Genomic DNA, 25,392 nt, shown 5'->3' with positions numbered 1-25,392 from the left:
GCCTCACTGCGGCAACGCGCGGAGCGTGTAAGTGACCTTGGGCGCGCCGCTCTTCGGCCACCGATAGGTCGCCCAGCAGGCCTTGTCGCGCCCAGAGAAATTGCAGTTCGTCCTGTCAACCCAGACATCCAGCGACGGGCCGTCCTGAGCCAGAACGAGGGTCGGCACGCCACCCAGTATCTCGACCGGCTCGGCGTATCTGTCGCCGGAGAGCGCGACCTTGATCTGGCAACCGCCATTGCCGCAGAAGGCGGTGGCGGCGCCGCTGCAATCGAGCGGCTGTGGATCGAAGACGACATCCTGCATGCCGTCGCCATCGAGATCGCCCGTCATCAGCGCCGGCATGTCGGAGCCCTCCTTGAGGGTGCCGCCGAGCTTGCGGCATTGCTCGCCAAAGGCGCCGGCGGCTTCCTGCAGCGGCTCGGGCAGGCTTGCGACCGACCAGGGCTCGATCACCGGCTCGGCGTTCTCGCGCTGGGACACATCGTCCATGGCCCGGACTATGCCATCCTTCAGCGCCGCGATACGATCATGATAGACCTTGCGCAGGCAGGCGACATCGCCGCCACAGGCGGCGCGCTGCGTGAGAAAATCCTGGGCGTCGTCCATGCGGGCGCCGCTCGAGCCCATCAACATCGGCACTTTCCTGAAGGCGAACCACAGGCCGCTCATCTCGCTGTCGAGCGCGGAGAGTTCCGGCGTCTTGCAGATGGTAACCTCGTCGGGCTTCACCGCCTTGCCGCAATCGAAGCTCGCGGCAGCGGCACCGGGCGGCAGCGCCGGAAGGATCATCGCGAAAGCCGCCGCGGCAAAGTGAAATCGAAACATCGTGGTCTCCTAGCGCGCATCCCGGCGAAGTGGAATCACTTCGCCGAAAAGGAATCGCGCCAAATTAATATATTGGAGCAAACCCTTGTCGCCAAAGTCTTCAACTTTGGCGGGATTTGCTCTGGATCATGATTCGATTGCACTGCCATAGCAGATCGCACGGGCCAGTGCGCTCATCCACGCCGCGGCGCAGCAAATCAGCGTGGATGAAAGTCATATTGCCCGTGCGCGCCGGCTCATGCACAGTCGGCACATGGCGGGAAACACCAGGATGAAGCGGGCCTATGTCGCCGGCACTTTCGACACCAAGGCCCGCGAACTGCTCTATCTGCGCGACTGCCTGAAGCGGCACGGCATCGACACCGTGACCGTCGATCTCTCGACCTCGGGCGCCAAAAGTCCGGCCGAGGCCGACATCGCGGCGCTCACCGTAGCGACCTTCCATCCGCTGGCAGCCGAAGCGGTCTTCACCGGCGAGCGCGGCAGCGCGGTGGCCCGCATGGCGGAGGCCTTCAGCACCTTCGTGAAGACCCGCGAAGACCTGGGCGGCCTGATCTCGGCCGGCGGATCGGGCGCCACGGCGCTCGCCACGCCGGCGATGCGGGCGCTGCCGGTCGGTATCGCGAAGCTCATGGTCTCCACGATCGCAAGCGGCGATGTCCGCCCGCATGTCGGTTCTTCCGATATCGCGATGCTGTACCCGGTGACCGACATATCGGGCCTCAACCGCATTTCGCGCCGCGTGCTCGCCAATGCGGCGGGCGCCCTCGCCGGCATGATGCGCGCCGAGCCGCTGCCGGGCGAGGACGAGAAGCCCGCCATCGGCCTCACCATGTTCGGCGTGACGACGCCCTGCGTGCAGATGGTGACCAGTCTTCTCCAGGATCGATATGACTGCATCGTCTTCCATGCGACGGGTGCCGGCGGCCAGTCCTTCGAGACGCTGGCGGGATCGGGCTTCTTCTCAGGCGTGCTCGACATCACCACCACAGAAATCGCCGATGAGATCGCGGGCGGCGTGCTGAGTGCCGGGCCGGGCCGCCTCGATGCCTTCGCCGAGCATGCTATCCCCTATGTCGGCTCGACAGGCGCTCTCGACATGGCCAATTTCTGGGCCAGGGAAACTGTGCCGACGACGCTCGCGCACCGCCAGTTCCATATCCACAATGCCAATGTGACGCTGATGCGCACCACGGCGGAAGAGAATTCACGGATCGGCCGCTTCATCGCGGCCAAGCTCAACCGCATGAGAGGCCCGGTGCGCTTCCTTCTGCCGATGAAGGGCAACTCGGCGCTCGATGCGGAAGGCAAGCCCTTCTTCGACGAAGCGGCCGATCAGGCGCTCTTCACTTCGCTCGAGAAGGATTTCCGCGGCGGCGCCGATCATCGGCTGATCAAGCTGCCGCATCATATCAACGACGCCCCTTTCGCCGAAGCGCTGGTCAAGGCCTTCCGCGAGATCACGGAGATGCCATGAGCCGTTTCAAACGCGAAGAGCTGGTCGCCCGCTTCCATGCCATGATCAAGCGCGGCGAACCGATCATCGGCGGCGGGGCCGGCACAGGCCTGTCCGCCAAGGGCGAGGAAGCGGGCGGGATCGACCTCATCGTCATCTACAATTCCGGACGCTACCGTATGGCCGGGCGCGGCTCGCTCGCCGGCATGATGGCCTATGGCAACGCCAATGACATCGTGCTCGACATGGCGCGCGAAGTACTGCCGGTGGTGAAGAAGACGCCGGTGCTGGCCGGCGTCAACGGAACCGATCCGTTCTGCATCTTCGACGATTTCCTCGGACGGCTGACGCAGCTGGGTTTCGCGGGCGTCCAGAATTTTCCGACCGTCGGGTTGTTCGACGGCCGCATGCGCGCCAATCTGGAAGAGACCGGCATGGGCTACGGGCTCGAAGTCGACCTCATCCGCCTGGCGCATCGGAAGAACATGCTGACCACGCCCTATGCCTTCACCGTGAACGAAGCGGTGGAAATGACCAGAGCCGGCGCCGATATCCTGGTCTGCCATATGGGACTGACCACCGGCGGCGCCATCGGCGCCGCCACCGCCGTCACCCTCGAAGACAGCGCCAGGCTCATCAATGAGATGATCAAAGCGGCGCGCCAGCTGCGCGACGACATCATCATCCTCTGCCATGGCGGGCCGATCGCCGAGCCCGCCGATGCAGATTTCATCCTGAGGAGCTGCCCCGGCTGCCATGGTTTCTATGGCGCGTCGTCGATGGAGCGCCTGCCGGTCGAGCGCGCCCTGATCGAGCAGACGCGGAAATTCAAGGCGATCGGGCGGAAGTAGATGGCGAGTGTCAGCGAACCAGGCGGGGTGTAAGGGAAGATTCACCAATCTCGGGTCAAATCGGGCTCTCAAAGAGGGCTCCCCCCGATGATTAAGCTTCCCTTAACCGGTTTCGTCTGCGCCGCGCTGCTGACCGTCCTCGCTACCCCGGCCCACGCCGCGAGTGAGGTCGTGATCTATGCCGACCAGGCCAAGATCATCAGCGTGCCCGGCCAGCCCGGCATGGTGGTGGTAGGCAATCCCACCATCGCCGATGTCACGGTGAAAGGCGATCAGGTGGTGCTGATGGGCCGCAATTACGGGGTGACCAATCTCATCATCCTTGACCGTGAAGGCAACCAGCTCGCCGCGCTCGACGTCACGGTGCAGATCACCGACACGAACGCCGTCCATGTGTTCAAGGCGGGAGGTCGCATGAGCCTCGCCTGCGCGCCCGTATGCGAGCAGACGTTGCAGGTGGGCGATGAACCCTCCAAGGTCTTCGATCCGCTCTCCAAGCAGATGCAGACCAAGAGCGAAATGGCGAGCGGCTCATCCAAGTCGGAATGACCCCGCGGTCCAACTCAATCAAATTTTAGCAAAGTTGTTCAGCCCGCTGCAATCGCCGGCTGTTAATCTGGTCCGTGCGAAAACCAGCAATTGAGCGGCGGACACAGAAAATTCGCCATGGGGTGGCACAATATGAAGAGCTTCAGGCGGCTATTGGCGCGTTTCTGCCGACGGCAGGACGGCGCGACAGCGGTCGAATTCGCTCTCATCGGCCTGCCTTTCTTCGCGTTGCTGCTCATCGTCTTCGAAACGGCGGCCGTTCTTTTCACCGACGCGGCGCTGCAGAACGGCGTCAACAAGACCGCGCGCCTCATCCGTACCGGCCAGGTCCAGACGCAGGGTATCAGCGAGACGACCTTCCGCCGGACCCTGTGCGACAATGTCGCCTCCTATATCGACTGCGCGAAGATACGGCTCTTCGTCACCAAATCGCCTGACCTGCCGATCCCGAACCGCACCGACCTGATGGCGGCCACGGACGAAACGCCGCAGCGCTGGGAAATCGGCGCCGCCTCGGAATGGGTGATGGTGCAGGTAAGTTATGACTGGAAGCTGTTCATTCCGCAGATCAGCATGCTCAACAATATCGGCAGCGACAAGCGCCGGCTCACCGCCGGCGCCCTGTTCCGCAACGAACCCTATGGCGGATAGACCGATGCGGCAGCTCCACACCCATTTGCGCAAGTTCATCCATGACCGGAAAGGCCTCGCAGCGCTTGAATTCGCGCTCATCGCCCCGTTCCTGCTGCTGCTCTATTTCGGTGTCGTCGATCTCGCCAACTGGTACATGATGCATCGCCGCCTGGTTCTGGCGGGCAGTACGATGGCCGATCTCACGACCCAGAGCGCCGGCACAGTGACCGTCGGCGATATAAACAAATACTGGACCGGCGTCGGCGACATCATCGCGCCGATGACGGCCACGAATGTCAATCTCACGATACGCAACTACCGCAAGGACGGCAGCAGTGCGCGGGGGAAATGGAAGTACAACGCAGGCGCATCCTGCAGCGAGCTTCCCCCGGCGGAGCAACTCGTGGCCATCGCCGCAAGCGAGATGACCGAAGGCAATGACATACTGGTCGCGGAAGTGTGCACCACGTTGTCGCCCATCGTCCTGCAGGTGTTCGGCGGGAAAAGTATCGAGCTGAGCTATCAGATCAGCATGCGGCCACGGCTCGGCAAGATGCTCGACTGCCCCTCTTGCCCTCAGTTATAGACCGGCCCACATTGCCAGTCCGGCTGCCCGGCCGGACGCCATGACTGCGGGGCCACGTGGAACTACATATTTTTCTCGCCGTCCTCGTCGCGGCGCTCCTGCATGCGAGTTGGAACCTGCTGGTCAAGCTCGACCTCGACCGCTTCCTGGCGCTGCTCCTCATTTCCTGCGTGATGGGCCTCATGGGCGTGGCGATGCTCGCCTTTTTCCCCTGGCCCAAAGCCGAAAGCTATCCATACCTCCTCGCGTCCGGCCTGCTGCATACCGGCTACAACATCTTCCTGGCGCGCAGCTACCGCACCGGCGATCTCTCCCAGGTCTATCCGATCGCCCGCGGCACGGCGCCGCTTCTCACCTTCATCGGTGCCTGGGGGCTCGCCGGTGAGACAGTAACGGGACTCGGCGCGCTCGGCATCCTGCTCCTCGTCTCAGGCATCTGGCTCACTGCCCGCCCCGGCGCCAAGACGATCCGGCTCGACGGCCTCACACTGTTCTTCGCGCTCGGCACCTCGGCCTTCATCGCCGCCTATACGTTGGTCGACGGTTTCGGCGCCCGTTTGTCGGGCTCGGCCTCGGCCTATGCCGGCATGCTGTTCGTGCTCGACGGCCTGTTCATGGTCATCGCCGCGCTGGTCACCCGCGGTCCCCGGGCTTTCGCACAGGTGTTGCCCTCGTGGAAGAGCGGCGTGACCGGCGCCCTCCTGTCGGCCGGCGCCTATTGGATCGTCATCTGGGCGATGAGCCTCGCCCCCGTCGCGGCGGTCGCGGCTTTGCGCGAGACCAGCATCCTGTTCGTCATGCTGATGTCGGCCTATTTCCTCAAAGAGAAAGTGACGGGATTCCGTCTTCTGGGCGCAACACTGATCGTGCTTGGCGCGGTGGCGCTCCGATTGGCGTGAATCAGCCCAAGAGCCTTTCCCGTTTTGATCGAATCAATCGATTCGATCAAAACGGGACAAAAAAGGCTCGATTGCATATATCTGGAGCGCTTCCTTGTCGCGAAAGTCGAACAACTTTCGCGGGAAGCGCTCTAGTGAGGAGCGAACGTCATTCCCCTGTCATAAATTAAGAGCAGGTTAAAAACACCAGGAGGCGTCAGTTGCGTACCCCGAATCCTGGCATCACCCGACTGCCCCGCCATGCCGGCGCCGACTCTTCACCTTCAGCCCCTAGAGGTCCGAGCGCCCGGCATGGCCCTTTTCCATGTGGCCGAGCTTGACCCGGCCATCCAGCTAAGACTTTCCCTTTGGCGGGATTTGCTGCAATCGAGCTTGCGAGTCACTGGCGTCGGCCTGGATGGCCGCCTCAAGGGCGGCCATGACGAGTTGAGGGATGTTGGGTGCCGCCCCTGTCGGCCCGCCTCAGCCAAGAAAGGTCTTCATCCGCGCCAGCGCTTCCTTAAGCTCGGCCTCGCTCGCGGCATAAGACAGCCGCAGATAGCCGGCGCCATTGTCGCCGAAGCTTTCGCCCGGGATGAGCGCCACATGCGCCTCGCTCAGAAGCTCGCGCGCCAGATCGCGCGAAGCGCGCCCGGTGCCCTTCACATTGGGAAAGGCGTAGAAGGCGCCGCCCGGCATGCGGCACGTGACGCCCTTGAGCGCATTCAAGCCGTCGACGACGATTTGGCGGCGTTTCTCGAAGCTCTTGCGAAAGCCCTCGATCTCGTCCATCGGCCCGGTCATCGCGGCGAGGCCCGCCATCTGGGCGGCGACATTGACGCATGAATGATCGACGGTAATGAGCTTGCGTACATGCTCGACGAGAGCCTTGGGCCAGATGCCGAAGCCGAGGCGCCAGCCGGTCATGGCGAAGGTCTTCGACCAGCCGTCGAGAATGATGGTGCGGTCCCGCAATTCGGGGAAGCTCAGGAAGCTCGTGAACCTGGATCCTTCGAAGACGAGATGGCTGTAGATCTCATCCGACAGGATCGCGACATTGGGATATTTCGCGAGGCCATGCGCGAGTTTCTCGATCTCCTTCGCGTCGACGACGCCGCCGGTCGGATTGGCGGGCGAGTTGATCATGATGAGACGCGTCGCGGGCGTGATGAGGGAGAGCACCTCATCGGCGTCGAAGCCGAAGTCCCTCTCCTCGCGGATCGGATAGGGCACGCCCTTGGCGCCGCCCGAGCGGATCGCCTCGCGATAGGGCGGGAAGCCCGGATCGGGATAGAGGATTTCGGCCCCCGGCCCGCCGAACAGCAGGCAGGCGAAATAGAAGGTCACCTTGCCGCCCGGCACGATGACGACTTCGTCGGCGGAGACCGGGACCTTGAAACGCCCGGCGACATGGGCCGCCACCGCCTCGCGCAGAGGCAGAATGCCGATCGGCGTCGTATAGCCATGGGGCCCGTCGCGCACCGCCTTCTCCGCCGCGTCCAGAATATGGCGGGGCGGCGCGAAATCGGGCTGGCCGATGCCGAGATTGATGACGGGCGCGCCTTGCGCCTTCAGCGCGAGCGCGCGGTCGAGAACGGCGAACGCGCCTTCCTCTTCGATGACGGTGATGTTCGGATTGAGCTTGAGCATTGTTCCGTTCTTCAGTTGGTGGCCTGATGAGCGCTCTCTTCAAGATACCCTTACCCCTGAGGCGCGAGCGCAGCGAGCCTCGAAGGATGTATCGCAACATGGTCGCTTTATCCTGATGGATGCTTCGAGGGCCGCTTCGCGGCCACCTCAGCATGAGGATACGGACAAAGACCACTCATTCCAACCGCCCTCAAGTCACATCGTCAATCGCCGGGTCGAGCAGGTGACTGACATTGCGGCCGGCATGACCTGTGGCGACCGCGTTGGCGAAGATCTGCTCGACCGACTGGGTGAGCGGTGTCAACTGGCCGAGCTCCTCGGCGAGGCTCGCATAATAGCCGATATCCTTGGCGGCATTGGCGATGGAGAATTTATAGCCGTCGAAATCGCCGGCGAGTGCGGCATCCATCATCTTGCGCAGCACGCCTGAATTGCCGGAGCCGTTCTGCATCACTTCATAGAGATCCTTCCAGTCGACCTGCGCGGCATGGGCAGTGCGAAATGCCTCGGAGACGAGACCGATCATGCCGATCACCAGATAGTTGGAGATGAGCTTCGCCACATGGCCGGAACCCGGGGGCCCGAAATATTTGACGCGGCTCGCATAGCTGGAGACGAGCGGCAGGATGGCCTCATAGGTTTCCCATTCGGCGCCGATGAGCACGCCCACTTCCTTCTTCGCCACCTGTTCGGGCCCACCCGCCATCGGTGCATCGGCATAGGAAACACCCCGCATCTTGAGTTCGTGCGCCAGGCGCCGCGTTGTCTCCGGCGCCGTGGTGCCGGTATCGATGATGATCTGGCCCCGGCGCAGATGAGGCTTGAGCCCGGCGAGCACATCCTCCACCACCTTGGCGGTGGTCAGGCAGAGGATGATCGCTTGCGCATTGGCGGCGAGATCGGCGAGATCCTTCGCCTCATGGGCCCCCTTCGCCAGCAGAGGATCGATGAAGTTGCGGTTGCGATGGCCCAGGAGCCACAACTCATGCCCCGACGCCATCAGATGGCCGGCCATGCCGGATCCCATCAGGCCCAGACCGATGAAACCGATCTTCATGTCTCACATCCTTTTCCGCGACTGCTCGACATGGTAGCTTCCGCCGCCGCAATTCGGGAGAGGTTTACCCTAATGACACTGCATAAGAATTTCATCAATGGCGAATGGGTCGGCAATGGCCAGGCCAAGGACAACATAAACCCTTCCGATCTTTCAGACATTGTCGGCTCCTATGCGCAGGCGAGCGGCGCCGACGCCGAAGCCGCGATCGCGGCCGCCAAAGCCGCCGCTCCGGCCTGGGCGGCCACGACGCCGCAGCAGCGCGCCGACATCCTGGAAGCCGCGGGCGTCGAGCTCCTCGCCCGCAAGGACGAGATCGGCAAGCTGCTTTCGCGCGAAGAGGGCAAGCCGCTCGCCAATGGCATCGCCGAGACCATGCGGGCCGGGCAGATCTTCAAGTTCTTCGCGCAGGAAACCTTGCGCCTCGAGGGCGTCGCCGTCGCCTCGGTGCGTCCCGGCGTCGACGTCACCGTGACCCGCGAGCCCATGGGCGTCGTCGGCCTCATTTGTCCGTGGAATTTCCCAATCGCCATCCCGGCCTGGAAGATGGCGCCGGCGCTGGCCTTCGGCAATACCGTGGTGTTCAAGCCCGCCGATCTGGTGCCGGGCTCGGCCTGGGCGCTGGTGGAGATACTCTCGCGCGCCGGTCTGCCCAAGGGCGTGCTCAATCTGGTCATGGGCAAAGGCTCGCTGGTCGGCCAGACGCTGCTCGATTCCAAGGACGTCAATGCCGTCTCCTTCACCGGCTCGGTGACGACGGGGGCGCGCGTGGCGCAGGCCTGTGCGGCGCGCGGCGCCAAGTTCCAGCTCGAAATGGGCGGCAAGAATCCGCTGGTCGTGCTCGACGACGCCCATCTCGACACGGCGGTGGCGGCGGCGGTGGATGGCGCCTTCTTCCAGACCGGTCAGCGCTGCACCGCCTCTTCGCGCCTTATCGTGCAAAGCAAGATACATGACGCCTTCGTCGACAAGACGGTGGCGGCGCTGAAGGCGCTGAAGGTCGATCACGCGCTGAAAGAGGGCACCCAGATCGGTCCGGTCGTCGACGAAAATCAGCTTGCGCAGGACCTCTCCTATATCGATGTCGGCCGCCATGAGGGCGCTGAGCTCGCCTGGGGTGGGGAACTTCTCAACCGCGACACCAAGGGCCACTATCTGAGCCCGGCCCTGTTCGTGAACACCACCAACAAAATGCGCATCAATCGCGAGGAGATTTTCGGCCCCGTCGCCTCGGTGATCAAGGTCGAGTCCTATGACGAGGCGCTCGCCGTCGCCAATGACACGAACTTCGGCCTGTCTTCCGGCATCTGCACGGCATCGCTCAAATATGCCAGTCACTTCCGCAAGGCGTCGCAGGCCGGCATGGTGATGGTGAACCTGCCGACGGCGGGCGTCGACTATCACGTGCCGTTCGGTGGCCGCAAAGGCTCGAGCTACGGGCCGCGTGAGCAGGGCCGCCATGCGGCGGAGTTCTATACCGCCGTCAAGACGTCCTATATCAACGCGATGTGAAATACCGCTCTTCCCGCGGGGGAGAGGGGATAATCAAGCCACCATCACATCCAGCGGGGCGAGACGCGCGATCTCGCCATGCAGCCTGTCGCCGCGATTGACTGCGCCAACACCGGCCGGCGTCCCGGTGAAGATGAGATCGCCAGGCGCCAGCATGAAGAGCTGCGACAGTTCGGCGATGATGTCGGTCACCGGCCAGATCATGTCGGCGATATCCCCCGACTGACGGCGCTCACCGTTCACATCGAGTGTGATCAGCCCTTTGACGAGGAGGCCGGACTGCTCGAGCGGGGTGATGGCGCCGATGGGCGCGGCGCGGTCGAAGGCCTTGCCCGCCTCCCACGGCCGGCCCTGCTTCTTCGCTTCCGCCTGGAGGTCGCGGCGCGTCATGTCGAGACCGACGGCATAGCCATAGATGAGGTCCTTGGCCTTGGCGGTCGGGATATTGTGGCCACCGGCCTTCAGCGCCACCACCAGCTCGATCTCGTGATGGACATCGCCTGAGGCCGGCGGATAGGGAAACACGCCGTCGATGACGACCGAATCCGGCGCCTTCTGGAAGAAGAAGGGCTTTTCGCGCAAGGGGTCATGGCCCATTTCGCGCGCATGCTCGGCATAATTGCGCCCGACGCAATATAGCCGGCGCACTGGAAAGGTCTTTCTGGTGCCCGCCACCGGCACGGCCGGCAGGGGAGCGAGATCGACGACAAAATCGAGAACACGGTCACGGAGGTTCATGTGAGACTGATCCCTTATTCAGCCGCCCTGGTCCGGGCGGCGGCGCCGTTCAAATCGAGAGCGACTTCTTCGACCATGATCGTGTCAAAACCGTGCAAGACGGCGGGACGGCATAAGCCGTTCCGTCCGTCGCTGACCAAATGCACTTCGCCGTCACGCATCGCCATGGCCTCGCGAGCCTCGATTGGGGGTCGCGTGTTATGCTAAATCGCGGGCTGCCGCAAGACAGGAATCATGACATGGGCCTGGTTCAGCTCGACCATATCCAACTCGCCATGCCGAAAGGCGGAGAGGAGCTGGGACGCCGTTTCTACTGCGAACTGCTCGGCCTCGCCGAAGTGGAGAAGCCGGACAATCTCAGGGCGCGTGGCGGCTGCTGGTTCGAGAAGGACGCGATCAAGGTTCATCTCGGCGTCGAGGTGGATTTCCGCCCGGCCCGGAAAGCCCACCCGGCCTTCCTGGTCGAGGGTCTCGAGGCGCTTGTCACGCGGCTCGCACAGGCCGGCGTGACAGCGAAACGTGACGAGCCGCTTGCCGGCTATGATCGCGTTTATGTCGATGATCCCTTCGGCAACCGCATCGAACTGATGGAGCTTGACAAATAATCAACAAAATTGTTGATTATAAACTTATCGCTTGATCATTCTTCCATTTGAACCCGGGAGGATCGCCATGGCGAAATATGTCGGCGGATGCCTGTGCGGACAGGTGCGCTACGAGATCGACGCCGAGCCGATCGTCGGCCTGCAGTGCCAATGCCGCAACTGCCAGAAGCGCAGCGGCACCGGACACGCCTCTTTCATGGCCTTTCCAAAGGCCGCGGTGAAGCTGACCGGCCCCCTCAAATATCACGCGGTCAAGGCCGATAGCGGCCACATGGCGAGCGTCGGCTTCTGCACCGAATGCGGCTCGCATGTGAGCGGCAAGTCGACCGGCGCGCCGGATCTCGTGCCCATCATGGCCGGCACTCTCGACGACCCCGATCTGTTCACGCCGCAAATGGTCATTTTCGCGGCGCGCGCCAACGCCTGGGATCGTGTCGACCCGGCCTTGCCGAAATTTCCCGGCATGCCGCCCATGTAGGCGAAATCCTTTTGGCTAACGGATCAAGCTGATGGAGAGAGCGCTCAGACCTTGGTCCACTTGCCATTCTTGGCCGATGACTTCTTGCAGGCCTCGATGAAGGCCATGCCGGCGACGCCATCCTCTATGCCGGGGAAATTGACCTCCTTGTCGAGCTTCTTGCCCGCGCGCCTCGCAATGATGGCGCGGGCGGCTTCCGTGTAGATATTGGCGAAGCCCTCGAGATACCCTTCCGGATGGCCGGGCGGCACGCGCGTCACGCGGCCGGCGGTCGCACCCGAGCCGGCGCCGCCCCTGGTGATGAGGCGCTTTTCCTGGCCGAAAGGCGTGAACCACAGATAGTTCGGATCGACCTGCGTCCAGTCGAGGCCGCCCTTGGTGCCATAGACGCGCAGGCGCAGGCCGTTCTCATTGCCGGGCGCCACCTGGCTCGCCCACAGCATGCCGCGGGCACCGTTCTTGAAGCGCAGCATCACATTCACATTGTCGTCGACCTTGCGGCCCTTGACGAAACTCGTCATGTCGGCCGCGAGTTCATCGAGCGTGAGACCGGACACGAAGCAGGCGAGCTGATAGGCGTGGGTCCCGATATCGCCGATGGCGCCGCCGCCCGACTGTTTCGGATCGGTGCGCCAGGCCGCCTGCTTCTGGCCGGATTTTTCGATATCCTCGGTGAGCCAGTCCTGCGGATATTCGGCCTGGACCAGACGGATCTGGCCGAGCTCGCCTTTCGCCACCATCTCGCGCGCCTGGCGGATCATCGGATAGCCCGAGTAATTATGGGTGAGCGCGAAGACGACGTTCTTCTTCCTGAGCAGCGCCTCGAGCGATTTCGCCTCCTTCAGCGACAGCGCCAGTGGCTTGTCGCAGATCACATGGATGCCCACCTCGACGAAGGCCTTCGCCGCCGGCACATGGATGTTGTTGGGCGTCACGATGGCGACGGCCTCGATGCCGTCTTTGCGCTTGGCTTCCGCCTTCGCCATCTCGTGGTAATCGGTGTAGATGCGGTCCGGCGCCAGACCCAGCTCCGCGCCCGAAGCGCGCGAACGCTCGGCACTTGAGGAGAGCGCGCCGGCGACGAACTCATATTGATCGTCCATTCGCGCGGCGAGACGATGCACCGCACCGATGAAGGCGCCCTGGCCGCCGCCCACCATGCCGAGCCTGATGCGCCCGCCTTGCTTGGCGTCGCTCCTTCCTTCGATGGCCATGATTGCTTCCTCCTGAAATTGAAATCAATGATTCTCGTTATCCCCTCTCCCCCTGCGGGGGAGAGGGTTAGGGTGAGGGGGATGGACTGCTGCTTCCAAGCTCCGCAAGCACAGCGTCGATCACGCCTTCCATATTCTTGAATATTTCTGCGTTCCATATCCGCAGGACGCGAAAGCCGTGCACCTGCAAATCAGCACTGCGTTTCGCATCATACTCGGTTGTTTCTGAATGCTGGCCGCCATCGAGCTCGATGATCAGCTTTCGTTCGAGGCATACGAAATCGGCTATGTAACCTGCGACAAGATATTGACGCTTGAACTTGTGCCCTTCCAAGCGTCTATCGCGTATCTCCCACCAGAATAGTTTCTCGGCCTCCGTCGGCTCACGTCGCATGCGTTTGGCACGAGCGCGCCTTGGTGCCGCCATTCGCCGGGACAGGGCTGTTTTTTCGAGAACCACGACTTGTTCCCCCTCACCCTAGCCCTCTCCCCCGGCGGGGGAGAGGGGATTTTCACTAGATCCCCAGCATGCGCTGGATCTGCTTCTTGTCGACCTTGCCGCCGGCGAAATCGTCGAAGGCCTTCTCGGTGACCTTGATGATGTGGCTCGAGATGAAGGGGGCACCTTCGGCCGCACCCTGCTGCGCATCCTTCAGGCAGCATTCCCATTCGAGCACCGCCCAGCTGTCATAGTCGTAAGCGGCGAGCCTGGAGAAGACGGCGCCGAAATCCACCTGTCCGTCGCCCAGCGAACGGAAGCGCCCGGCGCGCTTCACCCAGGGCTGGAAGCCCGAATAGACGCCCTGGCGGCCGTCCGGATTGAACTCGGCGTCCTTCACGTGGAAGGCCTTGATGCGCTCGTGATAGATATCGATGAAGGCCAGATAGTCGAGATGCTGCAGCACGAAATGCGAAGGATCGTAATTGATGCAGCAGCGCTTGTGGTTCTTCGCCTGCTCCAGGAACATCTCGAAAGTGGCGCCGTCGAAAAGGTCCTCGCCCGGATGCAGCTCGAAGCAGACATCGACGCCGTGCTTGTCATATTCATCGAAGATCGGCAGCCAGCGTTTCGCCAGCTCCGCGAAGGCCGTCTCGATCATGCCTTGCGGGCGCTGCGGCCAGGGATAAACGAACGGCCAGGCGAGCGCGCCGGAGAAGGTCACCGAGGACTTGAGCCCCAGATTGCGCGAGGCCTTGGCGGCGGCCATGACCTGCCCCACCGCCCATTTCTGCCGATCCTTCGGCTTGCCATGCAGAGCGGCGGGGGCGAACGCGTCGAAACCCTCATCGAAGGCCGGATGCACGGCGACGAGCTGGCCCTGCAAATGGGTGGAAAGCTCGGTGATCTCGACGCCATGGCTCTTGGCGACACCCGTGATGTCGTCGCAATAGGTCTTGGACTCCGCCGCTTTCTTGAGATCGAAGAGGCCGCCGTCCCAGCTCGGAATCTGCACGCCCTTGTAGCCCATATCCCCGGCCCATTTGCAGATCTGGTCCCATGAATTGAAGGGCTTCTTGTCGCCCGCAAACTGGGCCAGGAAGATTGCCGGGCCCTTGATGTTCTTTGCCATTCCGTTTCTCCCTTTTTTGGTTGCGCATGATCATGCCCGAAAAAGTCCGCGACTTTTCGGGATCATGCTTAGAGGTATGTATTGAGCAGATTCTCGAGATATTCCTGCCGGCCCGAATGGGGTTTCGGGTCGATATTGTCCTTCAGCGCGCGGCCGGCGATATCGGCGAGGCTCTCTTTGCCGGCGAGCATCGCCTGGTTCTTCGGTTCGTCCCATTTGGCATAGCGCTTGTCGACTTCCGCCTTGAGGCGGCCATCCTCGATCATCTTCGCCGCCGCGATGAGGGCGCGGGCGCAGGCATCCATCGAACCCACATGGGCGTGGAGCAGATCGTCGGGGTCGATCGACTGGCGCCTGATCTTAGCGTCGAAATTCATGCCGCCGGTGGTGAGGCCGCCGGCTTTCAGGATTTCGTAGAGCGCCAGCGCCAGCTCCGGCACATTCATGGCGAACTGATCGGTATCCCAGCCCGATTGATAATCGCCGCGATTGAGATCGATCGAGCCGAAGATGCCGAGCGCCGAAGCGAGCGCGATCTCATGCTCGAAAGTATGGCCGGCGAGGATCGCGTGATTCTGCTCGATATTGACCTTCACTTCCTTCTCGAGGCCATTGGCTTTCAGGAAGCTGTAGACCGTCGCCACGTCGTAATCATACTGATGCTTGGTCGGCTCCTGCGGCTTGGGCTCGATGAGGATCGGGCCGCTGAAGCCGATCTTGTGCTTGTAGTCGACGACGAGATTGAGGAAGCGGCCGGCCTGAGCCAGCTCGCGCTTGAGGTCGGTGTTGAGCAGGGTTTCGTAGCCCTCGCGCCCGCCCCACATGACATAATTCTCGCCGCCCAGCTCCTTGGTAACATCGAGGCAATGCTTCACCTGCGCCGCGCAATAGGCGAAGACATCGGGATCGGGATTGGTTGCGGCCCCCGCCATAAAACGGCGATTCGAGAACATGTTGGCAGTGCCCCAGAGCAGCTTCCCGCCGGTCTCGTCCATCTTCTTGAGCAGATGGCTGGCGATGGTCGAGACATTGCGGTTGAATTCCTTGAGCGATGCGCCCTCGGGCGCGATGTCGAGATCATGGAAGGTGAAATAGGGAACGCCGAGCAGGCGCAACGTCTCGAACATCACATCGGCCTTGCGGCGCGCATGATCCATCTGGTCGCCCGGCTGATGCCAGGGCCTGAGGAAGGTCTCGCCGCCAAAGGGATCGAGGCCCGGCCAGCACAGAGTGTGCCAGTAGCAGACGGCGAAACGTAAATGCTCGGCCATGGTCTTGCCGAGAAGCTTGCGCTTGGGATCGTAGTAGCGGAAGGCCAGCGGGTTGGCGCTTTCCGGCCCGTCGAATTTGATCGGCTCGCTCAGCGAATAGAATGTCTTCATGTCATGACCTCCCTCACAGCCTTGTAGGCGCGCCGATAGCGGCCATAGGCGTCCTCATAGGCTTGTTTTGTTTTCCCGTCGGGCGTGACCGTCGCCACGAATTTCGGCGGCGTGCAGATTTCCTGGGGCGCAGCCCCCGTCGCGGCGATCAGCCCCAAGCGCGCCGCGCCAAAGGCGCCGCCGAAATCGCCGGCCGCCGGGCAATCGATCGGGATGTCGAGCGCCGTGGCAATGATCTTGAGCCACAGCTTCGATCTCGAGCCGCCGCCAACCGCGGTGGCGCGCGCCACGTCGGTGCCGGCCGCCTTGAGCGCTTCGAGGCAGTCACGGAAGGCGAAGGCGACACCATCGAGCACCGCGTGGGTCAGCGCCTTGTCGTCGCTCTCATGACCGAGCCCCATGAAGCTGCCGCGAATGGCGGCGTCATTGTGCGGGGTGCGCTCGCCCGAGAGATAGGGAAGGAAGAGCAGCGGCGAGGGTCCGGCCAGACGATTGCCCAGAGCGCCGGTGAGCTTCGGCGCCGGCTTCTTCAGAATGCCGCTCAGCCATTCGAGGCTGGCGGTGGCGGAGAGAATGACGCCCATCTGGTGCCAGGTCTCCGGCACGGCGTGGCAAAAGGCATGTACCGCGTTGTCGGTATTGGGCGAGAAGTGCCGATTGGAGACGAAGAGGACGCCCGACGTGCCGAGCGAGACGAAGGCCGCTCCCGGCTTCACCGCGCCGATGCCGCAGGCCGAGGCGGCATTATCGCCGCCGCCCCCCGCCACCGCGGGCGACTTGGCCATCCGCCAGGATCTCGCAAGCTCAGGCCGCAAGGTGCCGGTCGGTTCGGTGCCTTCGAAGAGCCTGGGCATGTTTGCCCGCGAAAGCCCGGTGAGCGCGAGCAACTCATCCGACCAGTCGCGGCGCGCCACATCCATCCACAATGTGCCGGCACTGTCCGACATATCGGAGGCGTGATCGCCGGTGAGTTTGAGACGCACATAGTCCTTGGGCAGAAGCACCTTGGCGACGCGGTCGAAGATCCGCGGCTCGTTTTCCCTGAGCCAGGCCAGCTTCGGCGCGGTGAAACCCGCCATGGCGATATTGCCGGCGATGTTGCGCAGCTCCGGCAACCGCTCCTCGAGCTCGCGACATTGCCTGGCCGATCGACCGTCATTCCACAGGATGGCCGGACGCAGCACATGGTCCTTTGCATCGAGCAAGGTGGCGCCATGCATCTGGCCCGACAGGCCGATGGCTTTCACCGCGCTCAAGGCCTTAGGCCTGGCCCGCTGCAGCCCGGCAATGGCCTTGAGCGTCGCCTTCCACCAGTCTTCCGGATTCTGCTCGGACCAGCCGGGCTCGGGTCTCGATACTTTCAGGGGCGCGGTGGCGCTGGCGATGATTCGCTGTTTCTCATCGATCAGGATCGCTTTTACACCGGAAGTGCCGATATCGAGACCGAGATACATGGCGGATCATCTCATGGCAGGTTGTCGCGCAGGAATATGTCGATACGGATGCGCTCCTGCGCCTCGATCAGAGGCGCATTGTCGGCCTTGGCGAGCAGCACGCGTACAGCACTTCTCACCTCGTGGCCGGCATCCTGATTGATGATGGCATCGACCGTGCCGCGTATAAGCGCCTTGCGCGCATGGTCGGTGAGTTCATGGGCGATGAAGACGATATCGCGCTCGCGCCTGGCCTTCTCCAGCGCCGTGATGATGCCGCGCGTGCCGCCCCCGGCATTGTAGAGGCCGATGAGATTGGGATGCTCCTTCATGAGCTGCGCCGTCACCTCTTCGACGCGCTGCCAGTCGTCGCGGCCCTCGCGAACGGGGAGGATCGAGAGATGCGGATATTCATGCGTCATGATCTGCTCGAAGCCGAATTGGCGCTCGATATGATCGCGCAAGGCGAGGGAGCCCGCAATGAGGCCGACCTCGCCCCGGCGACCGCCCAGAAACTTGCCCATCAGGCTTGCCGCGGTGCGGCCGGCGGCGGTGTTGTCGATACCGGCATAATGGACGCGCTTCGAGCCCGGAATGTCGGAGACCAGCGTCACCACGGTGACGCCGCGCTCGATCAGGCCGCTGATCGCCTCGCGCACGCTCGGGTGATCGAGGGCGACGACGGCGACGCCGTCATAGATGTCGCCGATCTGGTCGAGCGTATGGGCGAGCGCATGGCCGTCGAAGACGTCGGTGAGCCGCATGTCGATCACCACGCGCTCGGGCGCCATGCGCCCGGCGGCGGCGCGCACTTCCTCGCCGAGAGTCACCATGAAGACATTGTTGCCGGTCGGCAGCACGAAGCAGAAGCGGTAGTCGCGCGAGCGGGCGAGGCGGGCGGCGAGCCGGTCAGGCTGGTAATTGAGCTGGCGGATGGCCGCTTCGACGCGCTCCACCGTGATCTTGCGCACGCCGCTGCGCCGGTTGAGGACGCGGTCGACGGTGGCGACGCTCACGCCGGCCGAGTGGGCCACATCAAGGATCGTGATTTTTCCCATTGCCGGGCAATTGAGCCGATGGATGCGATCTTGTCAATTTCTGATGTGCGCCCATCACACCATCCCGCCAACTGATCGTGATCAGATCAGCGCCGCGGCGCAGCCCTTGAAGGCCGGGTATTCGTCCATGATCACATAGATCGGCACATGCTTCAGATCGAGGCGGCCCTTCTCCTCGAAGACCCGGCGAAACGGACCTTTGCGCAATTCGCCGACGATCGAGGGCGCGATACCGCCGGCGAGATAGACCCCGCCATGGGCCTGCATCATCATGGCGGCATCGCCGGCAAGGCGGCCGAGCCAGATGATGAAAAAATCGAGCGTCCTGACCGCGTCGGCATCGGTACCGGCGAGCGCCGCCTTGAGAATGGCTTCCGGCTTGTCGAGCCTGGGCTCACGGCCGGCCATGCGCGCCAGCGTCGTGTAGATGAGATGCAGACCACCGCCGGTAATGGCGAATTCCGATTCGAAGACGGTGCCGGGCTCCGTCATCGCTTCACGCAGATCGAACTCCTCCTGGGTCACCACTGGCAAGGTGACATGGCCGAGCTCGCCCGGCAGCGCCATCCAGCCGCCTTGCGGCAAGGGCGCCAGAGACGCCATGCCGAGGCCGGTGCCCGGCCCCAGAACCAGCTTCACCGACGGCTTCTCCGGCGCCTGGCCACCGATCTGGATGAGATCGGCCGGGTCCAGATAAGGCAGCGACATGGCCAGCGCCTGGAAATCATTGAGGATGATCAGCCGGTCGGTCTTGAGCGCTGCCTTGAGAGGCGCACGACGCACCATCCAGTCGCGGTTGGTGAGGGGGAAATCCTCATTCGTCACAACGCCGGCGACGTCCATGGCGGCGGCGCCAAGCGCGGTGACGCCCTGGCTCTCCAGATAGGCGGCGGCCACCTCTTCCAATGAGGCGAAATCGTCATTCTTGAGCCTCTCGATACGGGTGACCGTCATCGAACCCGGCTCGACCAGACCGAAGCGCGAATTGGTCCCGCCGATGTCGCCCACAAGATTCAAGTTCGCCATGCCGACCGTTCCACCGCTTCACTGCCTGGAGGCATAAAAGAATATTTTGCTGCAAACAACCTGGATGGCCCAATTGACAGTGCGGAAGGGCTTTGATCAACTGGTAAAAATACAACGGAGGAGGGAAATATGCGTCTGTCACGCCGTAAGATTTTGCAGATCACAGGATCGGCCGCGTCGCTGCCCGTGCTCGGATCGCTTGCGGGCCTCGCCAGGGCCGAAGGCGCCATCAAGACCGCCGCCATCTATACGGTGCCGGTCGAACAGCAATGGGTGAGCCGCATCCACAAGGCGGCGCTCGCCGCCAAGGAGCGCGGCGACATCGAATACACCTTCTCGGAAAAGGTCGCCAATACCGACTATGAGCGGGTGATGCGCGAATATTGCGAGGCCGGCCACCAACTGATCGTCGGTGAGGCCTTCGCGGTGGAGGATGCGGCGCGCGCCGTCGCCAAGGACTATCCCGACCGCGCCTTCCTAATCGGCTCGAGCTTCAAGCCCGATGCGGCGGTGCCCAATTTCGCGGTATTCGACAATTACATCCAGGACGCGTCCTATCTCACCGGCATGATCGCCGGCGCGATGACGCAGAAAAACAATATCGGCATGGTCGGCGGTTATCCGATCCCGGAGGTGAACCGGCTGATGAACGCCTTCATGGCCGGCGTCAAGGAAACCAAGCCCGACGTCAAATTCCAGGTCGCCTTCATCGGTTCGTGGTTCGACCCGCCGAAGGCCAAGGAAACCGCCTTCGCCCAGGTCGATGCCGGCGCCGACATCCTCTATGCCGAACGCTTCGGCGTGTCGGACGCGGCCAAGGAGCGCAAGATCCTCGCCATCGGCAATGTCATCGACACGCAGGCCGACTATCCGGAAACCGTCGTCGCCTCGGCCTTGTGGCATTTCGAGCCCACCCTCGATGCCGCCATCAAGGCGATCAAGGACAAGGCCTTCAAGGCCGACGACTACGGCCAGTATTCCTTCATGAAACATGGTGGCTGCAGCCTGGCGCCACTAGGCACCTTCGAAGGCAAGGTCCCGGCCGATGTCATGACCAAGGTGAAAGCGCGCGAAGGCGAGATCAAGTCCGGCGCCGTCACCGTCACGATCGACGATTCGGAACCGAAATCGTCGTAAGATCAGACGCCGCCCATACCCTCTCCCCGCATGAGCGGGGAGAGGGAGGGGCCCATTGCGAAGCAATGGGAGGGTGAGGGGCCATGGCGCAGTCCTGCGTGAGGACAGCTTGAATTCGTACAATCACAGGGTAATTGAAGCACAAGATGCATTCGCTCATTGCCCCTCACCCTTCCCGCCGCTGCGCGGCGGGCCCTTCCCTCTCCCCGCTTCGCTGCGCTCGCAGGGCGAGGGTAAGCCATGACCGCCGATACCGTCCTCCGCCTCGACCGGATCAGCAAGCGCTTCGGGGCGCTTCTCGCCAATGACGCGATCTCCTTCGATGTGAAGCAGGGCGAGATCGTCGCCCTGCTCGGTGAAAACGGCGCCGGCAAGACGACGCTGATGAATATCCTGTTCGGTCATTATGTCGCCGATGAGGGATCGATCAGCGTTTTCGGCAAGCCCTTGCCGCCGGGCCAGCCTCATGCGGCGATCGCAGCCGGCATCGGCATGGTGCATCAGCATTTCACCCTCGCCGACAATCTGACCGTGCTCGACAATATCATGCTCGGCACCGAGAAGCTCTGGCGGCTCTCCTCGCGCAAGACCGAAGCGCGGCAGCGCCTCACCGAGCTCGCTCAGGATTTCGGCCTCGCCGTCGCGCCCGACAAGACGGTGGGCGAACTCTCGGTCGGCGAGCGCCAGCGGGTCGAGATCCTGAAGGTGCTCTATCGCGAGGCGCGCATCCTCATTCTCGACGAGCCGACCGCGGTGCTCACCCCGCAGGAAAGCCAGAGCCTCTTCGCCACGCTCAAGAAGCTGACGGCGCAGGGCTTGTCCATCATCTTCATCTCGCACAAGCTGCATGAAGTCCTAAGCGTCTCGGGCCGCATCTTCGTGCTGCGCGCCGGCAAGCTGGTCGCCGAGCGCGACACGCGCGACACGACGCGCCACGAGCTCGCTGAGCTCATGGTGGGGCGGCCGATCGCCGAACCGCGGATCGAGCCGCAGCCCCGGGGCGACCTCCATGTCGCAATAAATTCCGTTTCGACCGCAGACGGACTCGACCGAGCCGATCTCACGCTCCATGGCGGTGAGATCCTGGGACTGGCCGGCGTCTCCGGCAACGGCCAGACGGGGCTCGCCAATCTGTTGAGCGGCCTCACCCATCCGCAGAGCGGCGTGTTTCGCATCTTCGGCGAGGACGCGGCGCACTGGACGCCCGATCTCGTGACGAAGAAACGCATCGCCCGGATTCCGGAGGACCGGCATGCCGAAGGCCTCGTCGCCGACATGTCGGTGACGGAAAATGTCATCGCCGAAATCTATCGCGAGCCGCGATTCAACAAACACGGCTTCCTCGACTGGCGGGCAGCCGAAGGCTTCGCAAAGGAAATTATCACAGGCTTCGACGTGAAATGCCCTTCGCCGGCGACCCGGGTACGACTGCTTTCCGGCGGCAATATGCAGAAGCTCATATTGGGGCGCACTTTATCGCTCGAGCCACGCTTCATCCTCGCCGCCCAGCCGGCGCGCGGATTGGACATCGGTGCCGTCGCTTACGTGTATCAGCGCCTGATCGAGGCGCGCAAGGAAGGCGCCTCGGTGCTGCTCATCTCGGACGATCTCGACGAGATCCTGGCGTTGTCGGACCGCGTCGCCGTCATCTATCGCGGCCGCATATCCGAGCCTTTGCCGCGCAGCAAAGTGACGATCCAGGAGCTCGGATTGATGATGGCGGGCCATGGCTTCGACAAGGGAGATGCCCATGCGGCTTGAACCGCGCGAGGCGCCCTCGCTCCTCGTCACCATCACCTATCCGGCGCTGGCGATCCTCGTCGTGCTCGTCTTCGCGGGCTTCCTCGTCTCCTTGAGCGGCGCCAATCCCTTCTCGGTCTTCGGCCTCGTCGTCAAGGGCGCGGCCGGTTCGCAGTTCGCGCTGTTCGAGACGCTGACCCGCGCCACGCCCTTGATCTTCACCGGGCTCGCGGCGGCGGTCGCCTTCCGGGCGAAGCTGTGGAATATCGGCGCCGAGGCGCAGCTCTATATGGGCGCCGTCGCCACCGTCGTCTTCGGCACCGGCCTCCTGCCGCTGCCGGCGCCGATCCTGATCCCGATCCTGCTCATCGTGGCAGCCCTCGCCGGCGCCCTTACCTTGCTGGGCCCGACCTTCCTCAAGGTGCGCTTCGGCGTCGATGAAGTGGTGACGACGCTGCTCCTCAATTTCATCGTCATTCTGTTCGTGAGCCTGCTGCTCGAAGGCCCGCTGAAAGACCCGATGGGCATGGGCTGGCCGCAGACCAAGAAAGTCATCGTCGAGGCGCAGCTGCCGAAGCTCATCCAGGGCAAAAGGCTGCATTTCGGCTTCCTCCTGGCGCTCATCGCCGCGGTTACCGTCTGGATCATCAACACCCGCACCGCGCTCGGCTATGAGATGAAGGCGGTCGGCTTCAATCCACGCGCGGCGCGCTTCGCCGGCATGAAGGTCGACCGGGTGATGCTGAAGACGGCGCTTCTCTCCGGCGGGCTGGCGGGACTTGCCGGCCTGTCCGAAGTCGCCGGCCTCAAGGGCAATCTCACCCTCGATCTCTCCCCCGGCTTCGGTTACGCCGGCATCGTCGTCGCCATGCTGGCGCTGCTTCATCCGCTGGGCGTCGTCGCCGCGGCGATCTTCGTCGCCGGCATCTTCGTCGGCGCCGATGCGATGAGTCGCTCGGCGCAGGTGCCGAGCTACATCGCCCAGGTGATGGTGGCGTCGGCCCTGCTCGCCATGGTCACGGCCGTGATGTTCACCCGCTATCGGCTGCGCTGGAAATAGGCCCGCTCATGGACGCGCTCGAACTCCTGTTTTCCGCCAGCCTGTGGGCCGCCGCCATCCGCATCGCCTCGCCTTTGATCTTCGCGACTTTGGGCGAGCTCATTTCGGAACGCGCCGGCGTTCTCAATCTCGGCATCGAAGGCATAATGACGGTCGGCGCTTTCGCCGGCTGGTTCACCGTCTATCAGGGCGGCGATCTGTGGCTCGGCGTCCTGGTGGCGGCGCTGGCGGGTGCGGCTTTCGGCCTCTTACATGCGGTCCTGGTGGTGCCACTCGGCCTATCGCAGCACGTGACCGGCATCGGCATCACCCTCTTCGCCGCGAGCCTCACTTATTACATCTACAGGCTCGCTTTCCCGGAAGTGACCTCGCCGCCCAAGATCGAGCCTTTCCAGCCCTGGCCGGTGCCCATCCTGTCCGACATTCCCTTTTTCGGTGAGGCCTTGTTCCGGCAGACGCCTCTCACCTATCTCGCCTTCATCGCGGCGGGGCTCGTCGGCTGGTTCCTCTACCGCACGCCGGCGGGGCTTGCGGTACGCACTGCAGGCGAGAACCCGGCGGCCGTCGAGGCGCAAGGCATCGATGTGACGCGCGTGCGCATGCTCGCGGTGGTGGCGGGAAGCGCGCTGATGGGCATCGGCGGCGCCTTCCTGACGCTGTCGGCTTTCAACTCCTTCTATTTCGAGATGGTCAATGGGCGCGGCTGGATCGCCATCGCGCTGGTCGTCTTCGGCTCCTGGCGGCCGGGCAAGGCGCTTCTGGGCGCTGTGCTCTTCGCCGCCTTCGACGCCTATCAGCTGCGCCTGCAGCAGCTCGCCGGCGCCTTCGTGCCCTATCAGATCTTCCTGATGCTGCCCTATGCGCTCTCCATCCTGGCGCTCATCGTGATGTCGCGCCGTGCCGCCTATCCGCGAGCGCTGATGATCCCCTATCGCAAGGGAGAGAGATGATTTCGGCCGGCGCCTGACAGCGCAAGCGTGAGCAGGATTGACCGTATTTCCCGGCACCCGTCCCCGATAGACTGCTCCTGCAAGAACGGGAGGACATCATGCTGAGACTAATATTCGCAAGCGTGCTCGTTACTCTGGCCGGCAGCGCCCAGGCGGAAGAGGTAAGCGTCATCAATCCGCGCGCGTTATTCCCGGAAGGCCCGATACTCACCGACGGCAAGCTGTATTACGCCGAATATGCCGGTCACACCGTGATGCGCTGGGATGGCGAGAAGAACACTCAGGTCTGGAAGCAGGATGGCTGCGGGCCGTCCGCGGTGATCCCGATGGGCGATAATTTCGCCGTCACCTGCTATGATTCCGGCAAGCTCGCCGTCATATCGAAGGACGGCAAGGACGTCGCGAGCTATGACAAGGATGAAAATGGCGTTGCTTTCGTCGGGCCGAATGACGGTGTCGCGGATAGCAAGGGCGGTATCTATTTCACGACCTCGGGCCCTTGGGAATCAGGCCCGATCGTCGGGCGCGTGATCCATCTGACCGCCGATGGCAAGCTCAGCGAGGCGGCCGATGACCTGCATTATGCCAATGGCATCACTTTCGGTCCCGACAAGCGCCTCTATGTGAATGAATCCGAAGCGGGGCGCATCATTTCCTTCGCCGTCGCTGCCGATGGCGGATTGTCCGACCGCCGTCTGTTCGTCCGACTCTATGCGCTGGGTGAGCCGGCGGATGCCTATCCGGACGGCATCAAGCTCGGGCCCGACGGCAATTTTTATGTCGGGGAATACAGCGCCGGAAACATCCTGGTGGTGACGCCGGACGGCAAGCTCGCGACGAAATACACCGTGCCGTCAGCCGCCTCGCCCAATCTCACCTTCAGCGCGGACGGCAAGACCATGTATGTCATGGCCGTCGATAACAAGGCCGGCGCCCCCTATGAGGGTAAGGTCTATTCGGTGAAGCTCAAATAGAATGTACGGCCGTACCGGAGCGCGAC

General features: G+C 63.1%; 26 protein-coding genes. 14 read left to right on the top strand and 12 right to left on the bottom strand.

Annotated features, from left to right (window positions below; all coding sequences use genetic code 11):
- Positions 1-3: 3 nt before the first annotated feature.
- Positions 4-828, bottom strand: a complete 825-nt coding sequence (locus tag G5V57_RS33955) for a lysozyme inhibitor LprI family protein (protein ID WP_206530253.1) — start codon at positions 826-828, stop codon at positions 4-6.
- 271 nt (positions 829-1,099) lie between these two features.
- On the opposite strand from G5V57_RS33955, the gene G5V57_RS11835 reads away from it, so the two are divergent.
- The 6 genes from G5V57_RS11835 (at position 1,100) to G5V57_RS11810 (ending at position 5,802) form a co-directional block, all read left to right on the top strand.
- A complete protein-coding gene (locus tag G5V57_RS11835) occupies positions 1,100-2,305 on the top strand; it encodes a Tm-1-like ATP-binding domain-containing protein (RefSeq protein WP_165167711.1) in 1,206 nt (401 codons plus the stop codon).
- Positions 2,302-3,135: a phosphoenolpyruvate hydrolase family protein gene (locus G5V57_RS11830; RefSeq protein ID WP_165167710.1), complete on the top strand. Its 834-nt coding sequence runs from the start codon at positions 2,302-2,304 to the stop codon at positions 3,133-3,135. The genes G5V57_RS11835 and G5V57_RS11830 overlap by 4 nt, the downstream gene beginning before the upstream one ends.
- Positions 3,136-3,222: 87 nt before the next feature.
- Positions 3,223-3,684: a pilus assembly protein N-terminal domain-containing protein gene (locus tag G5V57_RS11825; protein WP_165167709.1), complete on the top strand. Its 462-nt coding sequence runs from the start codon at positions 3,223-3,225 to the stop codon at positions 3,682-3,684.
- A 117-nt stretch (positions 3,685-3,801) separates the two neighbouring features.
- Positions 3,802-4,335: a TadE/TadG family type IV pilus assembly protein gene (locus tag G5V57_RS11820; protein WP_165167708.1), complete on the top strand. Its 534-nt coding sequence runs from the start codon at positions 3,802-3,804 to the stop codon at positions 4,333-4,335.
- 4 nt (positions 4,336-4,339) lie between these two features.
- Positions 4,340-4,903 carry a TadE/TadG family type IV pilus assembly protein gene (locus G5V57_RS11815; protein ID WP_165167707.1) on the top strand — a complete coding sequence of 188 codons (564 nt, stop codon included), beginning with the start codon at positions 4,340-4,342 and terminating at the stop codon, positions 4,901-4,903.
- Between the two features lie 56 nt (positions 4,904-4,959).
- A complete protein-coding gene (locus G5V57_RS11810) occupies positions 4,960-5,802 on the top strand; it encodes a DMT family transporter (protein ID WP_165167706.1) in 843 nt (280 codons plus the stop codon).
- 462 nt (positions 5,803-6,264) lie between these two features.
- On the opposite strand, the gene G5V57_RS11805 is transcribed toward G5V57_RS11810, so the two are convergent.
- Together G5V57_RS11805 and G5V57_RS11800 are read right to left on the bottom strand one after the other, a co-directional pair.
- A complete protein-coding gene (locus G5V57_RS11805) occupies positions 6,265-7,431 on the bottom strand; it encodes a pyridoxal phosphate-dependent aminotransferase (RefSeq protein ID WP_165167705.1) in 1,167 nt (388 codons plus the stop codon).
- A gap of 190 nt (positions 7,432-7,621) precedes the next feature.
- A complete protein-coding gene (locus G5V57_RS11800; RefSeq protein ID WP_165167704.1) occupies positions 7,622-8,488 on the bottom strand; it encodes an NAD(P)-dependent oxidoreductase in 867 nt (288 codons plus the stop codon).
- A gap of 72 nt (positions 8,489-8,560) precedes the next feature.
- On the opposite strand from G5V57_RS11800, the gene G5V57_RS11795 reads away from it, so the two are divergent.
- Positions 8,561-10,000 (top strand): aldehyde dehydrogenase family protein, encoded by a 1,440-nt coding sequence (locus G5V57_RS11795; RefSeq protein WP_165167703.1) that lies wholly within the window; start codon positions 8,561-8,563, stop codon positions 9,998-10,000.
- Between the two features lie 33 nt (positions 10,001-10,033).
- On the opposite strand, the gene G5V57_RS11790 is transcribed toward G5V57_RS11795, so the two are convergent.
- Entirely contained in the window at positions 10,034-10,738 is a 705-nt protein-coding gene (locus G5V57_RS11790) for a fumarylacetoacetate hydrolase family protein (RefSeq protein ID WP_165167702.1), read from the bottom strand.
- 14 nt (positions 10,739-10,752) lie between these two features.
- Positions 10,753-10,905, bottom strand: a complete 153-nt coding sequence (locus G5V57_RS11785; protein ID WP_165167701.1) for a hypothetical protein — start codon at positions 10,903-10,905, stop codon at positions 10,753-10,755.
- A 72-nt stretch (positions 10,906-10,977) separates the two neighbouring features.
- Here G5V57_RS11785 and G5V57_RS11780 point away from each other — a divergent pair, with 72 nt between their 5' ends.
- Both G5V57_RS11780 and G5V57_RS11775 read left to right on the top strand, forming a co-directional pair.
- Complete coding sequence (locus tag G5V57_RS11780) at positions 10,978-11,343, top strand: VOC family protein (RefSeq protein ID WP_165167700.1); 366 nt, start codon at positions 10,978-10,980, stop codon at positions 11,341-11,343.
- A gap of 67 nt (positions 11,344-11,410) precedes the next feature.
- Complete coding sequence (locus tag G5V57_RS11775; protein WP_165167699.1) at positions 11,411-11,821, top strand: GFA family protein; 411 nt, start codon at positions 11,411-11,413, stop codon at positions 11,819-11,821.
- Between the two features lie 44 nt (positions 11,822-11,865).
- Here G5V57_RS11775 and G5V57_RS11770 read toward each other — a convergent pair whose 3' ends face one another.
- The 7 genes from G5V57_RS11770 to G5V57_RS11740 all read right to left on the bottom strand — a co-directional run bounded on the left by G5V57_RS11770 (position 11,866) and on the right by G5V57_RS11740 (position 19,505).
- On the bottom strand, positions 11,866-13,035 hold the full coding sequence (locus tag G5V57_RS11770; protein ID WP_165167698.1) for a Gfo/Idh/MocA family protein: 1,170 nt from the start codon (positions 13,033-13,035) through the stop codon (positions 11,866-11,868).
- Positions 13,036-13,102: 67 nt separating this feature from the next.
- Positions 13,103-13,495 carry an endonuclease domain-containing protein gene (locus G5V57_RS11765; RefSeq protein ID WP_246737597.1) on the bottom strand — a complete coding sequence of 131 codons (393 nt, stop codon included), beginning with the start codon at positions 13,493-13,495 and terminating at the stop codon, positions 13,103-13,105.
- Between the two features lie 55 nt (positions 13,496-13,550).
- On the bottom strand, positions 13,551-14,606 hold the full coding sequence (locus G5V57_RS11760; protein ID WP_165167697.1) for a sugar phosphate isomerase/epimerase: 1,056 nt from the start codon (positions 14,604-14,606) through the stop codon (positions 13,551-13,553).
- 68 nt (positions 14,607-14,674) lie between these two features.
- Positions 14,675-15,988 carry a xylose isomerase gene (xylA, locus tag G5V57_RS11755; RefSeq protein WP_165167696.1) on the bottom strand — a complete coding sequence of 438 codons (1,314 nt, stop codon included), beginning with the start codon at positions 15,986-15,988 and terminating at the stop codon, positions 14,675-14,677.
- Positions 15,985-17,442: a xylulokinase gene (gene xylB, locus G5V57_RS11750; protein ID WP_165167695.1), complete on the bottom strand. Its 1,458-nt coding sequence runs from the start codon at positions 17,440-17,442 to the stop codon at positions 15,985-15,987. Before xylB ends, xylA begins: the two co-directional genes overlap by 4 nt.
- 11 nt (positions 17,443-17,453) lie before the next feature.
- Positions 17,454-18,479, bottom strand: a complete 1,026-nt coding sequence (locus G5V57_RS11745) for a LacI family DNA-binding transcriptional regulator (RefSeq protein ID WP_165167694.1) — start codon at positions 18,477-18,479, stop codon at positions 17,454-17,456.
- An 81-nt stretch (positions 18,480-18,560) separates the two neighbouring features.
- On the bottom strand, positions 18,561-19,505 hold the full coding sequence (locus G5V57_RS11740; RefSeq protein ID WP_165167693.1) for a glucokinase: 945 nt from the start codon (positions 19,503-19,505) through the stop codon (positions 18,561-18,563).
- 129 nt (positions 19,506-19,634) lie between these two features.
- Here G5V57_RS11740 and G5V57_RS11735 point away from each other — a divergent pair, with 129 nt between their 5' ends.
- From G5V57_RS11735 to G5V57_RS11715, 5 genes are all read left to right on the top strand, one after another.
- Positions 19,635-20,642: a BMP family protein gene (locus G5V57_RS11735; protein ID WP_165167692.1), complete on the top strand. Its 1,008-nt coding sequence runs from the start codon at positions 19,635-19,637 to the stop codon at positions 20,640-20,642.
- Between the two features lie 240 nt (positions 20,643-20,882).
- The gene (locus G5V57_RS11730) at positions 20,883-22,403 is read left to right on the top strand and encodes an ABC transporter ATP-binding protein (RefSeq protein ID WP_165167691.1); all 1,521 of its coding nucleotides are present in this window, start codon (positions 20,883-20,885) and stop codon (positions 22,401-22,403) included.
- Entirely contained in the window at positions 22,393-23,442 is a 1,050-nt protein-coding gene (locus G5V57_RS11725; protein ID WP_165167690.1) for an ABC transporter permease, read from the top strand. Before G5V57_RS11730 ends, G5V57_RS11725 begins: the two co-directional genes overlap by 11 nt.
- Before the next feature lie 8 nt (positions 23,443-23,450).
- Positions 23,451-24,392 carry an ABC transporter permease gene (locus G5V57_RS11720; RefSeq protein WP_165167689.1) on the top strand — a complete coding sequence of 314 codons (942 nt, stop codon included), beginning with the start codon at positions 23,451-23,453 and terminating at the stop codon, positions 24,390-24,392.
- A 98-nt stretch (positions 24,393-24,490) separates the two neighbouring features.
- A complete protein-coding gene (locus tag G5V57_RS11715; protein WP_165167688.1) occupies positions 24,491-25,366 on the top strand; it encodes an SMP-30/gluconolactonase/LRE family protein in 876 nt (291 codons plus the stop codon).
- The last annotated feature ends 26 nt before the right edge of the window (positions 25,367-25,392 follow it).

The organism is Nordella sp. HKS 07, assembly GCF_011046735.1.
Taxonomy (GTDB): Bacteria; Pseudomonadota; Alphaproteobacteria; order Rhizobiales; family Aestuariivirgaceae; genus Taklimakanibacter.
The sequence above is the reverse complement of the archived record's forward strand: the minus strand, read 5'-3'. Positions and strand labels throughout refer to the sequence as shown.

What these genes read in the sequence shown, in the direction of transcription:
- G5V57_RS33955 (WP_206530253.1), bottom strand. Translation starts at nt 828, where the DNA reads ATGTTTCGATTTCACTTTGCCGCGGCGGCTTTCGCGATGATCCTTCCG.
- G5V57_RS11835 (WP_165167711.1), top strand. Translation starts at nt 1,100, where the DNA reads ATGAAGCGGGCCTATGTCGCCGGCACTTTCGACACCAAGGCCCGCGAA.
- G5V57_RS11830 (WP_165167710.1), top strand. Translation starts at nt 2,302, where the DNA reads ATGAGCCGTTTCAAACGCGAAGAGCTGGTCGCCCGCTTCCATGCCATG.
- G5V57_RS11825 (WP_165167709.1), top strand. Translation starts at nt 3,223, where the DNA reads ATGATTAAGCTTCCCTTAACCGGTTTCGTCTGCGCCGCGCTGCTGACC.
- G5V57_RS11820 (WP_165167708.1), top strand. Translation starts at nt 3,802, where the DNA reads ATGGGGTGGCACAATATGAAGAGCTTCAGGCGGCTATTGGCGCGTTTC.
- G5V57_RS11815 (WP_165167707.1), top strand. Translation starts at nt 4,340, where the DNA reads ATGCGGCAGCTCCACACCCATTTGCGCAAGTTCATCCATGACCGGAAA.
- G5V57_RS11805 (WP_165167705.1), bottom strand. Translation starts at nt 7,431, where the DNA reads ATGCTCAAGCTCAATCCGAACATCACCGTCATCGAAGAGGAAGGCGCG.
- G5V57_RS11800 (WP_165167704.1), bottom strand. Translation starts at nt 8,488, where the DNA reads ATGAAGATCGGTTTCATCGGTCTGGGCCTGATGGGATCCGGCATGGCC.
- G5V57_RS11795 (WP_165167703.1), top strand. Translation starts at nt 8,561, where the DNA reads ATGACACTGCATAAGAATTTCATCAATGGCGAATGGGTCGGCAATGGC.
- G5V57_RS11790 (WP_165167702.1), bottom strand. Translation starts at nt 10,738, where the DNA reads ATGAACCTCCGTGACCGTGTTCTCGATTTTGTCGTCGATCTCGCTCCC.
- G5V57_RS11785 (WP_165167701.1), bottom strand. Translation starts at nt 10,905, where the DNA reads ATGGCGATGCGTGACGGCGAAGTGCATTTGGTCAGCGACGGACGGAAC.
- G5V57_RS11780 (WP_165167700.1), top strand. Translation starts at nt 10,978, where the DNA reads ATGGGCCTGGTTCAGCTCGACCATATCCAACTCGCCATGCCGAAAGGC.
- G5V57_RS11775 (WP_165167699.1), top strand. Translation starts at nt 11,411, where the DNA reads ATGGCGAAATATGTCGGCGGATGCCTGTGCGGACAGGTGCGCTACGAG.
- G5V57_RS11770 (WP_165167698.1), bottom strand. Translation starts at nt 13,035, where the DNA reads ATGGCCATCGAAGGAAGGAGCGACGCCAAGCAAGGCGGGCGCATCAGG.
- G5V57_RS11760 (WP_165167697.1), bottom strand. Translation starts at nt 14,606, where the DNA reads ATGGCAAAGAACATCAAGGGCCCGGCAATCTTCCTGGCCCAGTTTGCG.
- xylA (WP_165167696.1), bottom strand. Translation starts at nt 15,988, where the DNA reads ATGAAGACATTCTATTCGCTGAGCGAGCCGATCAAATTCGACGGGCCG.
- xylB (WP_165167695.1), bottom strand. Translation starts at nt 17,442, where the DNA reads ATGTATCTCGGTCTCGATATCGGCACTTCCGGTGTAAAAGCGATCCTG.
- G5V57_RS11745 (WP_165167694.1), bottom strand. Translation starts at nt 18,479, where the DNA reads ATGGGAAAAATCACGATCCTTGATGTGGCCCACTCGGCCGGCGTGAGC.
- G5V57_RS11740 (WP_165167693.1), bottom strand. Translation starts at nt 19,505, where the DNA reads ATGGCGAACTTGAATCTTGTGGGCGACATCGGCGGGACCAATTCGCGC.
- G5V57_RS11735 (WP_165167692.1), top strand. Translation starts at nt 19,635, where the DNA reads ATGCGTCTGTCACGCCGTAAGATTTTGCAGATCACAGGATCGGCCGCG.
- G5V57_RS11730 (WP_165167691.1), top strand. Translation starts at nt 20,883, where the DNA reads ATGACCGCCGATACCGTCCTCCGCCTCGACCGGATCAGCAAGCGCTTC.
- G5V57_RS11725 (WP_165167690.1), top strand. Translation starts at nt 22,393, where the DNA reads ATGCGGCTTGAACCGCGCGAGGCGCCCTCGCTCCTCGTCACCATCACC.
- G5V57_RS11720 (WP_165167689.1), top strand. Translation starts at nt 23,451, where the DNA reads ATGGACGCGCTCGAACTCCTGTTTTCCGCCAGCCTGTGGGCCGCCGCC.
- G5V57_RS11715 (WP_165167688.1), top strand. Translation starts at nt 24,491, where the DNA reads ATGCTGAGACTAATATTCGCAAGCGTGCTCGTTACTCTGGCCGGCAGC.